The organism is Gordonia soli NBRC 108243 (assembly GCF_000334455.1).
Taxonomy (GTDB): Bacteria; Actinomycetota; Actinomycetes; order Mycobacteriales; family Mycobacteriaceae; genus Gordonia; species Gordonia soli.
The window spans coordinates 136,024-149,108 of the sequence record NZ_BANX01000014.1; the positions used below are offsets into that span (position 1 = coordinate 136,024).

A 13,085-nucleotide genomic window follows, 5' to 3' on the forward strand; every position below is an offset into this window, starting at 1 on the left:
GAGCGAAGGTCTGCTCGCACACGGGAGTTCTGAGTGCTTCCGTCGGCGTGAAGCGTCAGGACGGCACGTAGGCGACGGCGACGTCGAGGACCCAGGTGATCCCGAACCGGTCGGTCACCATCCCGTAGAGCGGGGACCACTCGGACGGAACGAGGTCGACGATCACCGTGCCCTCTGCGGACAGACCGTCCCAGTAGCCGGTGATCTCGTCGGTGGTCTCGGCACGGACCGACATGTAGAGCCGGTTCTGTCCCGCGTCGAAGGGTCGGTCCGCCTGGACGTCATATGCCATCACGTGGAATCCCTCCGACGACTGCACCTGCCCCCACAGGACCTGGTCTGCCTGTGGGCCCGACGTGTCTCCATCGGCATCGCCGTAGGTCATGATGACCACCTCACCGCCGAAGACGGATCGGTAGAAGTCGAGTGCAGCGCGGGCGTCGCCGCGAAAGTTGAGATGAACTGTGGTGGTGATCGACATGGTGATCTCCTGATCGGTGGATGTGCTGACTCGTCGAACACTCGCAGGCGAAGAGGACAGTATGTGTCCTCTTCTTGGGCCACGATCGAGTTCATGGCGACGACCTCCGCTCGACTACTGGATCTGCTGTCCCTCCTGCAGGCGCGTCGAGACTGGCCGGCGGCCGTGTTGGCCGACCGCCTCGCGATCAGCACCCGTACCGTGCGCCGTGACGTCGACCGACTGCGCGAGCTGGGCTATCCGATCGCCGCGTTCAAGGGTCCCGATGGCGGTTATCGGCTGGAGCCGGGCTCAGAGCTCCCGCCGCTGCGGTTCGACGACGACCAGGCGGTCGCGGTGGCCATCGCACTGCAACTCGCGACCACCGCAGGCGCCGGTCTCGCCGAGGCGTCGGTGCGCGCGCTGACGACGATCCGCCAGCTCATGCCCGCACGTCTCCGACATCGCGTTGATCTCCTGCAGGTCAGCGCCATCGATGATCGGCGAACGCCTGGCGTAGACGGAGTCGACGAACGGCTGCTCGCCGTCGGCGAAGCGATCCGCGGAACCGAGACGTTGCGATTCGATTACGTGTACGAGTCGGATACCAGGGCCGCTGCACCTTCTGGATCGGAGCCGTCGGGACCACGTCCGCCGAGGCAGGTCGAACCGCATCATCTGGTCACCCGCAACGGCCGCTGGTACGTGGTCGGGTGGGAGCCGAGTCGAGCGGATTGGCGTACGTATCGGCTCGATCGCATGGTCCTGAGATCGCCCAACGGCCCTCGGTTCACGCCCCGGGAGATACCGGACGGCGACCTGAACGCATTCGTGCTCAGTCGGTTCCGCGGTTCCACAGATCACTCCGGGACGTGGCCGTGCGTCGGTGTGGTCATCCTCGACCTACCGTTACGGGCGGTGGCGCCGTACGTTGACGACGGATCTGCCGAGCCGGTGGGCACGGATCGGTGTCGGCTGCGGTCGGGGGCGTGGTCGTGGATCGCATTGGCTGCCCAGCTGGGTCGGTTCGACGCCGATGTGGAGGTGGTCGAACCTCCGGAGCTGAGGCAGGCGTTCGCGGAACTGGCGGCACGGTACACGCGGGCGGTTGGATAGTCGGGCGTCGCCGGTTCAGCCCTCCGGGAGGTCGAGAGAGGTCACGACCTCGTCGGTTGTCGCGTCGCGGAACTCCACGACGGCACCGGTGATCGGTTGTGACGGCGGCACTTGACGCAGTACGTACTCGATGCTGACCATCCGATCCGATCCAGACGCCCGGGTCCGGAAAGGAAAAGACGAACCACCGACCACCAGATGGGCTCGCGGAAGCTTCGGGAACGGATTCCATTGCCGCGCTGCCGAATCAGTACCTCGCAGGGCGGCGTCGATGGTGAGGCCGGCGCCGGTACGTCGCACCTCGCCGATCGCCAGAGTCAGGTCGCCTACGCAGCCCGGGAGTTCCAGTACGGGGTCGAATTCGAGGTCGTCGGCGGTATCGAAGTCGCTGCCATCGTCGTTGTCGGACATCTGTCACCCCTCGTCAGGTAGTTGCGCGACTTCAGCATAGTGCGCCATTGGCCGAGCGAGGCAGACCGACCGTCGACGTACTGACCGAGTTGCGATGAGCAGCGGACTCGCACCGGTAGCGTTGTCAGGCAAGCAGATTCATCCACAGCGTTCAGCCAGGTGAACGAGATTGTCGGCGGGCTCGGACAGTGTTCTGGGTAGATGACGGAAGCCATGAGGAGATGATGATCATGGCTTTCGACAAGCCACCACCCACACCCACCTCGCCCGTGATCGATGCCCCACCTGCTGCGACACAATCGGATTCGATAGACGAGTTGGTGGCCGCCTACGGCGAACTCGACGCCGTGCTGGACCGAATCGCTCAACTGTCCGCCGCGCACCAACAATCGCCACCACCCCGACCGTGCGCTCGAAAGCGTCGACCGTGCGTTTCAGGCCGAAGTCTCGCCGGCCCGTGGTCGCTGTGGCGCACGATGAACGAGTTCGAGCGCACGATGAACGATTTCGGGCGCACGGTCGACGAATCAGGGCGCACGGTCGACGTGGACGTGGAAGTTCCGATCCCTCACTGCGGCGTCAGTCCGGCGAGCACCCGCGCCATGAGATAGCCCGACACTCGCAACTCTCCGTTGTCCCCATTGCGTGGGTAGTCGGAGTGGGTGTGCGCTCCCTGCCGCTCCACGCCATCGGCAGTCGCACGGTCGCCGACATCGAGTTGCACGAGGTCGGTACTCGACGGATCGGGCCCGTTGGGACCCACCGGCCCCATGGACTGTGCATACGAGATGAAGTCGTCGTCGCCCTCCATGACGAATCCGTGCCCCTGACGGAGGCCCAGTTCGGGCTCGTCGTTGGCCTCGAAGCCCGGCGACCCGTAGAAGATCGCGTCGTCCACCGGATGTCCGCCCGGCTCCTGCAGCGCCAGCCCCTGGGTGAGTGAGCCGTAGGAGTGACCGAGCGCGACCAGATGCGGATCGTCCTTGTTGGTGACGGCGAGGCCGCGGTAGAAGTCGGCGAGGTCGTCCGCACCTGCCGCCGCCCTGTCTTGTTGCGCGACTTCCAGATAGGGCACTCCGGGCGGCCGGCTGCTGTCGTTGTCCGGCGGCTCGAAGCCGAGCCATGAGATCGTCGAGACCTTCTCTGCCCCACTTCCGGCCCGATTCAGCTGCCTGTTGGTTTCGTCACGAAGGGCGTCCGACTCGCCGAGCATGCTGCCGAGGCTGTTCCGGATGTTCGTGTCCAGTCCCGGCGTCGTCACCGAGACATGGTCGGCATCATCGGGATTCCCGATCGCGACGGCGGCCATGCCCTGCTCGCCCGACTGCATGTCCATCAACAGAAGCATCCGGCCGTCGGGATTCTCTGGGCTCCATGAGTCCTCCCCGATCAGCTCCCGCAGCTTCTTCACGTCCTCGATCTTCTTCTCGACGTGTTCGAGTTCGGCGTCCTCGTTGGTGAACGTGCCCCCGAACCAGTGGTCGTCGAGCTGCTCCTCGAGCTTGTCTCGGCGTGCTTCCAGTCGCGTCAGCTCGGAGTCGATCCGTGAGGTGTTGGCCTGGTGCCGCACGGCCGCCGGGATGCCGTCGACGTTCCCGATCCAATCCGGATGCTCTCGCAGCACCTGTTGCTGCTGATCGGCATCCATGGCATCCCAGTACGCCTTCGCCTGCTGCGGCGTCGGATCGGCCGGGGGCGTAGGCGGTGTCAACGCACCCTGCTCCTCGCCGGCTCGGGTCGCGTCCTCGATGGTCGTGGCGCCCCGTGCAGTGATCTTCCCGTCGCGGATGTCGGCGAACACCTTGTCGGCATCGGAGTCGATGTCGACGGCCTGGGCGATCAGCGCCTTCGCGGCGGCCTCGATCCGAAGACGTTCCTGCTCATGCGCAGCACGTTCGTCCTCCGGGACGTCGGGAGCGCCGGTGACACTGCCGTCGGCGTGGATCGTCATGGACTCCGCCGCCGCGTCGGCACGCAGACTCGCGAGCTGCGACTTGAGATGTGTGACAGCCGAACTCGTGTCGCTGGCCAGGCGCTTCGCCGCCCCGAGTACAGCCGCCTCGTCGGTGAGTTCCGCTGCGGTGACCCGATACAGCTCGCGCGCCGAGTCGGCACCGCCGCCGAACCATCCCTCCAGCCGGCCCGCGGTCCGCAGCGAACTCTCGACGTCGGCCACCGTGGTCACGCGTTTGCCGAGAGTGTCGGCCATCGTGTCCAGTGCGCCGGTGTCCCACCGGTCGATGGTCGTCAGGTCCACCGCGTGCTCACGGCGCCGTCGACGTCGGTGATCCGGCCCCCGTGCGCTCGGGAAGTCGACATGCAGTCACCCCCGAGATCACCGCGGCTTTCAACGAACCGATCGACACACGATGCCCACCACCACTGAACACCACATCGTGATCGTTCGGCAGATCCCGCCGCACGGTCTCATGAACCAGCCCATGATCCGCGGCAAGCTCCCGCGCGACCGCCAGCGCAGCGTCCCACCGGTCCTCCGGTATGGGCACCGGCGACGTCAGATAACCCAGGAACACTCGTCGGCCGTCAGAGGACGCCCACTCGTCCGTGCAGATCCCGTTCTTGGTGCCTTCCGGCTCTGCCGGAAACCGCGTCCCCGGAGCCACCCGCTCCACAGCCGAGGCGATCTCGCGGATCACCGCACCGAACTCAGCACCCGTGGCCTCCAGCGACGGCAGTGCCCGCAACTCCGCGTTCATCTCATCGACGCGCTCCTGCGACACCGCAGAGCCATCCGAGAAGAACGTCGACTGGTCATCCATCGAACATCCCCCGATCAGCAGGACGGTCACGATCATGCCCACCCCGAGTGGTCCGCGACTGGCGCGACCGGCCGATCCCCCGAACACTGCGTCCCCCTCGACGTCGATGCGATCACGGGCCACCGTGCGCTAGCGTGAGCTCACCTTCGCAAATCCGACGTCGGGAGACAACATGACCGAACCCGTTCGCGTCGATCCCGCCGTCCTGTGGGCGGCGGCCCAGACGATCTCGACCACCAAGGCCACCGCCGACGAGCATCTGCGCGCGTCCGACCGCACCCTCGCCGACTGCGGATCGGCATGGGCGGGTACCGCCTCGGCGGGTTATTCCGGATTCACCACGCGCATGTCGCAGTCGACGATTCATCTGCGAAATGCACTGGCACACATCGCCGAATCCACCGGATCGGCAGCAGCCGGATACGAGAAACAGGATTCCGACAACGGTGTACGCGTTCGCGCGGTCATGCCGACCGCGTCCACGGACACCGACCTCCGGCTCTGAGACGGATCGTCACACGGAAGCTCGCGCGCAGCGATACGTCGCGCCCGCGACACGTGTTGCCGACCGTCAGAATTCACCCGATCGGACGACCCGGTGCGACCTCCTGCTCACCCCGCCAATGACCGTCCGATGACCAGACGCTGGATCTGGTTGGTGCCCTCGAAGATCTGTGTGATCTTCGCTTCGCGCATGTATCGCTCGACGCGGAAGTCACGGGTGTAGCCGTTGCCCCCGAGGACCTGCACGGCGTCGGTGGTCACCTTCATCGCGGCGTCGGTGGCGACGAGCTTCGCGGTCGCGGCGGCACGGGTGTATGGCCGTCCGGCATCCCGACGACGTGCGGCATCGAGGTAGGTCGCGCGAGCGGAATCGACCGCGGCGGCCATGTCGGCCAGGACGAAGCTCAGCCCCTGGTGGTCGATGATCTTGCGCCCGAATGTCGTCCGCTCCTGTGCGTACTCGACCGCGGCATCGAGTGCCGCCTGCGCAACGCCGGTCGCAACTGCGGCGATGCCGAGACGGCCGGAATCCAACGCGGAGAACGCGATTGCAAGACCTTGCCCCTCGTCGCCGAGTCGCCGGCCGGCGTCGATCAGCGCGTCGTCGTAGGTTGCGGAGGTAGTCGGCACCGCGTGCAGGCCCATCTTCTCCTCGGGCTTGCCGAAGGACAGGCCATCGGTGTCGCGCGGGACCAGGAAGCAACTGATCCCCTTCGATCCCTCACCCGTTCGCGCGAAGAGGTTGTAGACGTCGGCGATGCCGCCGTGGGTGATCCACGCCTTGGAGCCGGTGACGCGGTATCCCTCGTCGACCGGCTTCGCCCGACACACCAGCGCCGCGGCGTCGGAGCCGGCCTGCGGCTCGGACAGGCTGTAGGCGCCGATGATGCGGCCGTTGAGCAGGTCTGGCAGCCACGCCTGCTTCTGCTCGTCGGTGCCGAACGAGTTGAGCGGGTGACTTGCGAGTCCGTGCACGCTGACCGCGACGGCGACGGCCGCCCATCGTGCGCCGAGTTCTTCCAGGACCTGCAGATAGACCTCGTAGGGCTGTCCGCCGCCGTCCCACTCCGTCGGGTACGGCAACCCCAGCAGGCCGGCCGCACCGAGCTCGGCGAAAACGCCCTCGGGGTACTTCTCCGCCTTCTCGTGCTCGTCGACGATGGGCGACAGTCGCTTGTCGGCGAAGTCCCTGGCCAGGGCGATGAGATCGTGCGCCTCATCGGTGGGGAGCAGACGGTCGACCGCCATGGCTGAGCCTCCAATAGCTTCTCAAATGATTCTCAAAACAGTACTCAAGTACTTGAGATAGTACTATCGGGATGGCGAGCCACGCCAGATCCGGAGGAGAAGCGATGCCCACCAGCACGGATGCGCCGACGTTCTCCACTCGGCGCCGGGCCGCCCTGTTCGACGCGCTGGTCGACCTGCTGCTCGCCGACGGATTCGCGCAACTCTCGGTCGCCGACATCGCCGCACGCCTGCGGTGCTCGAAGACGACGCTCTATCGCCTCGCCGACAGCAAGGAGCAACTCGTCGCACTCACCGTCACCCACTTCTTCCGGACCGCGACCCTGGCCGTCGAGGAGCGCGTGGCGGCTGCGGGGTCCGCTCGCGACCGCGTCATCAGTTACCTGCTGGCAGTCGGCGACGCACTCTCCCCGGCATCCGAGCAGTTCATGTCGGACCTGCACGCGTTCACCCCGACCCGCGAACTGTACGAACTCAACACCGCTGCGGCCGCGCGACGGGTCCAGGAGCTCATCGCAGACGGCGTGGAATCCGGCGAGTTCCGCGACGTACATGCGGCATTCGCGGGCGATCTCGCGGCGGCCGCGATGAGCAGGATTCAGCGTCGCGAGGTGGCTGCGACAACCGGGCTCGAGGACGCGGAGGCCTACCGGCAGTTGGCGACGATCCTGACCACCGGTATAGCCCGTGACTGAGTGCGATCAGCGCTCCACATGCGTGATCCCCGACTCGTCGATCCACCATCGCACCCGATGCCGGATGGATTCACCCCGACGGGACAGCGTGATCCACAACTCGTCGTGGACACGGAGGTCGCCGTGTCCGAGCGACAGGTCACGCTCGATGGCGAACCGGACCGCGTCGGCGGAGGTCGCCGTCACCGGCTGACCCGGCTCGTCCACGGACACCGTCACGGCCTCCGACGCCAGCGAGATGTCGAGCAGGTCGGCGAGGTCGGCGGCATCCTCGGCGGTGACCGGCGCACCGGCGACGGCGAACTCGCCCGCGTCCATGACCTGGACGTACCAGGGGCGATCGATCACGACAACGTCGCCCTCGGCGGTCCCGCCCGATGTTCGAACCCGTTGCGGCGGTTCGATGTCGGCGGGATGGACGATCCCGGCGCGGACCGCGTCCACCAGAGCGGCATGCACACCCACCGCGACCCCCGGTGTGATCTCCCTGGCCGTGTCCGCCAGGGTCTCCAGTCGTTCGACGGCGTCCGCGACCGACTCGATCGCCACGGCGGCGAGAGCGCCCGCCAGTGCGTCGGCGTGCGGATGGTCCAACGGATCGAGCACTTCCAGCAGCGCATCCTCCGACGGCGCACGCCACGCTCCCAGCCGCCGACCGTCGATGATCGCATTGTGGCGTAACCACCACGCGGTGTAGCCCGACCGATCCATCAACAGCGGCGCGATGTCCGGGTCCTCGGCGAGCAGCGTCAGGGCCGCGCGCCACCGATCGTCGTCGACCAGATCGAGATCGCGGACCGCGACCAGTGATTCGGGTGGCTCCGGAAGAGAATCCCACCACGCGTCCTCGTCGGGAAGGTCGTGATCGGGGGCGACGGGCAGATCGTCGGTCACCAGGGTGAACCCCCACCCCACCCCGACCCGGCGCAGCACCTGCGTCCCGGCATCGTCGACCACGGATGCGGCGACCGTCCCGAACGGCGAGTCGGCCACGAGCACTCCGGCCAACGGACCACCCGGCAACAACAGCTCGTCGGCGGGACGCAGCTCGGCGGAGTCGTCGCGGAGCAGCAGCAGACCGGACAGCCGGTTCGGCAGCGCCACTTCGGTGTCGACGGCCATCACACCCAGCACCTCGCGGGTCAGTTCCTCGACCACGTCGTCGGCGTCGTCAGCGGACTCGAGGGCCGCGCGGAGGCGCTCGTCGGCCAGGATCTCGGACGCCGAGATGCGCTGGGCACCCATACGTTCGACGAGAGGGTGGTGTGCCGCGTCGGCGACCGCGGGAATCCACGACACCGAGAGTCCCTCGAGATCGGTGAGATACAGACCTCGCGCGCCGATCGACATCCGCCCGTCCGCCCTGGGGATGGGCAGAGCGCCGAGTTCGTCGACGAGCGACTGCGACTGGAGCATCGGGTCGAGGGCGGCATAGAGCCGGCCCCACCACACCGGATCGCGTTCCACGCCGGTGAGACGCTCGGCGAGATCGGCGAATCCGATCTCCTCGGCGCCCGCTCTACGCATCCGCGAGAGTTGTTCGCGTCCGGACACTTCCGGATCTGCCAGGTCGCCCATCACCTCACCGAGAACTCCGGCGGCCGCCTCGGTCAGGTCGGCGAGGATCACCGTGCGTCCGGCCGTCAGTAGGCCACCGGACGCGGCCGGCACCCATCGCGCGTCAGCGATCCGGGCGAGGACCGCCTCCGTCAGGCGGGCGTCGGCGGCATTGCGCGCGAGACCGGGTTCCGGGATGAGCACCGGGCGTTGGTCGGCCCGCACCCCAGCGACCAGATCCGCGTATCCCGCTGCGGCCGTGCGGATGTCGGCCTCCGGGTGGAGATTGCGACGATCCGATGTCAAGGGGAGTTCGGTGATACAGCGCGCCGGCAGCCCCAGTTCGATGTCGGTCGGCGTCGGGGCGCGGAGGACATCGGAGCGAGGGACGAGCACGCCGCCCTCGGGGTCGAGCTCGGCCAGCCATCGGGTACCGGACCGCTGCGACTCCAGCCACTGCCGCGGCGGGCCGTCGGTGTCGTCGGTGTCGTCGATCGTGATGTTCCACAGGACGGCCGCCCCGTCGGCCGCGCCGGATGTCTCGCCGGCAGGCCGACGCTGGCGATCGATGCCGATCTCTCGACCGTCGATCCGGGTCCGGTGCAGAGCCGTCAGTTCCAGCAGGAGATCGGGCAGTTGATCGCGCATTCGATCCATCGCCGCCGCCACGGCGGCTGCGTCCTCGAGCACCAGCACGATCTCGGTGTCGAACTCCGCGACGGGAGCAGCCTCGATCGGCCACGGCAGTCGCAGCAGCGGAACGTCGATGCTGCCTATGCCGGCAGCCGCCGCAGCGTCACGCGAGGCGGCCCGGTCGAATGCGATCGATCCGGAGCGCGAACGGATCTCGACACGATGTGCGACGGTCGCCGTCACCGAGAACCCGACACCGAACCGCCCGACGATGGCGTGGGGATCGTCGGACGACTTCGCCGACACCCTGAGCGCAGCCAACGATCGGACCCCGTCCTCGCTCAGCGGCACACCGGTGTTGGCGATGTGGATCTCGCCGCCGTCGGCCCAGATCGCGAGTTCACCCGGTTCTCCCGCCGCGGCCGCGGCATCGGCGGCATTGGCGGCGAGTTCGGTCAGGAGCCGGTCCCGGTAGCCGACGGTGACGAGATCGCGTTCGGTCGCGAGATCTTCACGGAGGCGGGTGGGCGACGATCGCCAGCCCTCGAGGGTCGATGTGCGTAGGTCAGCTGTCCCGAACGGGTCGGCGAACTGCTCCGGGCGGGCGGTCATCGCCGGGCTCGAGGCGATGTCGCCGGGATGGTCGTGGGGATCGACGCCACCACGATGCGCGGGATCCGCTGCTGTCAGGAGCCGTCGGCGTCAGCGCCGACAGTCGCGGGCTCGGGGGTGATCTCGACGATCTCCACCGCACCGTCGTCGTAGGCGTCGTAGGCGGGTGAACCCTCGCCGCCCTTCGGCGGCGCGACGTCGGAGTGTGCGCCGCATCCGTAGTCGGCGGCCACCACCCGACCGTCGGCCGCGTACTCGTTGGCACAGGCGCCGAAGGCAGGTCGGAGGGCCCCGCCGAGCGGGACGTAGAAGCCGCAGGTGCAGCACGGGTAGGGCGCAGCCTGCGCCATCTCCGACGCAGGCCCGAAGTCGCCGTCGAACCAGCGCTGGGCGGCCTCGTCACGTCCCTCCGGGCTCAGCAGGCGCCGGCGGCCGAGTCCGAGTTCACCGGCGATCTGTCCGATGTCCTCGGGATCGTCGTCGTCGGGGTCCAGGTGGAACTCGTCCTCGGTGTCGATCTGGTTGGGCACCAGCCGTACATCGTCGGGATCGGCGGCGAGCACATCGCCGGGACCGAGGTCACCGGCGGCGACCCGCTCGATCCACGGCACCCAGGTCGGGGCGAGCAACGACCCCTCACCCGGGAGCAGCACCACCTCGCTGACGGTGATCTCATCGGACCCGGGAGCACCCGACAGCACCACACACCACTGCCAGCCGCGGTAGCCGGGGATGTCGGCGGCGAAATAGTGCGCCACCGCCCAGTCGCCCTCGACACCCGCGTCGAGGTGCGCACCCGGCTGCTGACCGTCGTCGATCAGCGCGGCGCGTGCGACGTCCACCGCCTGGAGCAGGCGGTCACCATCGAATACATCTGTCACGCCTCCAGTGTGCAACATCGGCACAACGGTGATCCCGGACACCCGTGGATCCACGAGATGAACGTCTGTGCCGGTCGGCTCGCCGGGACGACGGGCGTCGGGCGGCGAGTCGGCGCGATGAGGAACAATTGTCGATGTGAACCGACGTGGCCATCGAGACCAGGACGTGGAGCGGGGCGCACCGCCCGTCGCCCGCGGGTTCGATCCACCCCGCCGGCGACGGGTGGGGCAACACCCGGGGACCGCCAACTATCCCGCCGCCGACCCCCGTGGACGCGGTCGGCGTGCGGTGGGAACTGATCAGCACCCGGGGTACGCGGCGCCGGCCGGCGGTGACCCGTCCGGCCAGACCAGTGCCATCCACCAGGGCGCACGACCAGACACACCGCGCGGATCGGGACGCAACGCCTACCTTCCGCCGCCGACCCACAACCCGCACCTCCCCCCACTGGACGGCGATGGGGATGCCTACGGCGAGACCGGCCGCCTGGGTGGGAACGGGACGAGGGCGATGCCGGCCGATCACGAGCCCGGCACGCCGAAGAAGCTCACCGTCGCGCGCGTGGCGGCGATGCGCGGCCGCGAGCTGACCGGCAAGGGCATCGGCAAGATCCACCGCGCCGCAACAGCCGACGGCGCTGACCGATCCGGACTGACCGCGCTGACGCTGCCCGTCATCGTGAACTTCGCCGTCGACGCCGCGATGGCCGTCGCCCTGGCCAATACACTGTTCTTCGCCGCCGCGACGGGCGAGTCGAAGACCAGCGTCGCGCTCTACCTGGCGCTGACCATCGCGCCCTTCGCCCTCATCGCCCCGCTGATCGGTCCGATCCTCGACCGGATGCAGCACGGCCGCCGCATCGCGATGGCCACCACCTTCGGCCTGCGCGTGGTCCTGGCCCTGCTGATCATGGCCAACTCGTCGTGGGACCCGGTCGCCGGACAACTCCAATACGACCCATGGGTCCTCTATCCCTGCGCGCTCGGTCTCCTCGTCCTGTCGAAGTCCTTCGGCGTCCTCAAGTCGGCCGTCACGCCGCGCGTGGTGCCACCGACCATCGACCTCCCACGGGTGAACTCGCGACTGACCACCTTCGGTCTGGTCGGCGGCACCATCATCGGCGGCGCACTCGCAGCGCTGTTCGAGATGCTGCTGGGCAAGGTCCTCCCGATCCACATCCCCGGCGCGATGGCCTGGCTCGCGGTCATCGCCGCCGGCGGCGCATACCTCTGCATGAAGATCCCGTCCTGGGTCGAGGTCACCGAGGGTGAGATCCCGACGACCATCACCTACCACGGTGAACCGTCGACGCCGGAACCCAAGCCGGGCGCCAAGCCGTCCGCGCGGGCCCGCGACGGCGCCCGGGCGATCGCCGAGAAGATGCGACAGCCGTTGGGCCGCAAGGTCGTCGCCGGCCTGTGGGGCAACGGGACCATCCGCATCCTGACCGGCTTCCTCACCCTGTTCGTCGCGTTCTACGCGAAGGCACAGCAGGGCGTGCACTCCGACTGGACCCAGCTCCTGCTGCTCGGTGCCGTCGGAGCCGCCGCAGGTGTCGGCAACTTCCTCGGCAACGGTGTGGGCACCCGACTCGAACTGAAGAACCCACCGAGCATCGTGGTGTGGGCCACCGCTGGATGCTTCGCGGTCGCCGTGCTGGCTGCCGTGTTCGGCAACATCTTCTTCGCCGCCGTCGCCGCATTCGTGGCGTCGGGCACGAGCGCCATCGGCAAGGTGTGCCTCGACTCGTCGATCCAGGACGATCTGCCCGAGGAGTCGCGAGCATCGGCATTCGGACGTTCGGAGACCGTCCTGCAGCTCAGCTGGGTGTTCGGCGCCTCCCTGGGGGTGCTGTTGCCACCGACCCTGTGGATCGGGTTCACCGTGGTGGCCGTGCTGCTCGGCGCCGGTCTGCTGCAGACCGTGTTGACCACGCGGGGTTCGACTCTGGTGCCCGGCCTCGGTGGTCGGCGCCCCGACCACGCCGCACCGACGGTCGCCTTCGCGGTACCCACCCGGGTCGACGGCGATTCACGTGGATCGTCGGGTCAGGATCGGAGTCCGAGCGCTGCCGCGACCCGGCCGCAACCCGGCGCGCCCCATGCCGACGCGTCCCGATCCCCGAATCCCCGATCCCCGGGCCACCCGTCCCCGAACCACCCGATCGACCGGACAGGACAGCACTGA

11 protein-coding genes are annotated in these 13,085 nt (G+C 68.1%); 4 read left to right on the forward strand and 7 right to left on the reverse strand.

The features are described from left to right. Positions 1 to 55: 55 nt before the first annotated feature. Positions 56 to 481 carry a VOC family protein gene (locus tag GS4_RS10590; protein ID WP_007620358.1) on the reverse strand — a complete coding sequence of 142 codons (426 nt, stop codon included), beginning with the start codon at positions 479 to 481 and terminating at the stop codon, positions 56 to 58. A 93-nt stretch (positions 482 to 574) separates the two neighbouring features. Here GS4_RS10590 and GS4_RS10595 point away from each other — a divergent pair, with 93 nt between their 5' ends. Continuing rightward, on the forward strand, positions 575 to 1,576 hold the full coding sequence (locus GS4_RS10595; RefSeq protein WP_040510170.1) for a helix-turn-helix transcriptional regulator: 1,002 nt from the start codon (positions 575 to 577) through the stop codon (positions 1,574 to 1,576). A gap of 15 nt (positions 1,577 to 1,591) precedes the next feature. Here the strand turns inward: GS4_RS10595 and GS4_RS10600 are convergent, their stop codons facing one another. The 3 genes from GS4_RS10600 to GS4_RS10615 all read right to left on the reverse strand — a co-directional run bounded on the left by GS4_RS10600 (position 1,592) and on the right by GS4_RS10615 (position 4,890). Further along, on the reverse strand, positions 1,592 to 1,987 hold the full coding sequence (locus GS4_RS10600) for a hypothetical protein (RefSeq protein ID WP_007620361.1): 396 nt from the start codon (positions 1,985 to 1,987) through the stop codon (positions 1,592 to 1,594). A 568-nt stretch (positions 1,988 to 2,555) separates the two neighbouring features. Next, positions 2,556 to 4,244 (reverse strand): alpha/beta hydrolase, encoded by a 1,689-nt coding sequence (locus GS4_RS10610; RefSeq protein ID WP_007620367.1) that lies wholly within the window; start codon positions 4,242 to 4,244, stop codon positions 2,556 to 2,558. A 7-nt stretch (positions 4,245 to 4,251) separates the two neighbouring features. Next, positions 4,252 to 4,890 (reverse strand): LppA family lipoprotein, encoded by a 639-nt coding sequence (locus GS4_RS10615; RefSeq protein ID WP_051989692.1) that lies wholly within the window; start codon positions 4,888 to 4,890, stop codon positions 4,252 to 4,254. Positions 4,891 to 4,939: 49 nt separating this feature from the next. Between GS4_RS10615 and GS4_RS10620 the strand changes: the two genes are divergently transcribed. Then, positions 4,940 to 5,272, forward strand: coding sequence for a WXG100 family type VII secretion target (locus tag GS4_RS10620; RefSeq protein ID WP_007620371.1), 333 nt, complete (start codon positions 4,940 to 4,942; stop codon positions 5,270 to 5,272). Positions 5,273 to 5,379: 107 nt separating this feature from the next. Here the strand turns inward: GS4_RS10620 and GS4_RS10625 are convergent, their stop codons facing one another. Next, positions 5,380 to 6,519 (reverse strand): acyl-CoA dehydrogenase family protein, encoded by a 1,140-nt coding sequence (locus tag GS4_RS10625; RefSeq protein ID WP_007620373.1) that lies wholly within the window; start codon positions 6,517 to 6,519, stop codon positions 5,380 to 5,382. 104 nt (positions 6,520 to 6,623) lie between these two features. On the opposite strand from GS4_RS10625, the gene GS4_RS10630 reads away from it, so the two are divergent. Beyond that, positions 6,624 to 7,214 carry a TetR/AcrR family transcriptional regulator gene (locus tag GS4_RS10630; RefSeq protein ID WP_007620374.1) on the forward strand — a complete coding sequence of 197 codons (591 nt, stop codon included), beginning with the start codon at positions 6,624 to 6,626 and terminating at the stop codon, positions 7,212 to 7,214. 6 nt (positions 7,215 to 7,220) lie between these two features. Here GS4_RS10630 and GS4_RS10635 read toward each other — a convergent pair whose 3' ends face one another. After that, positions 7,221 to 10,016, reverse strand: coding sequence for a sacsin N-terminal ATP-binding-like domain-containing protein (locus tag GS4_RS10635; RefSeq protein ID WP_007620376.1), 2,796 nt, complete (start codon positions 10,014 to 10,016; stop codon positions 7,221 to 7,223). Between the two features lie 74 nt (positions 10,017 to 10,090). Beyond that, a complete protein-coding gene (locus tag GS4_RS10640) occupies positions 10,091 to 10,897 on the reverse strand; it encodes a DUF3027 domain-containing protein (protein WP_007620381.1) in 807 nt (268 codons plus the stop codon). A 166-nt stretch (positions 10,898 to 11,063) separates the two neighbouring features. On the opposite strand from GS4_RS10640, the gene GS4_RS10645 reads away from it, so the two are divergent. Next, a complete protein-coding gene (locus GS4_RS10645) occupies positions 11,064 to 13,085 on the forward strand; it encodes an MFS transporter (protein WP_007620383.1) in 2,022 nt (673 codons plus the stop codon).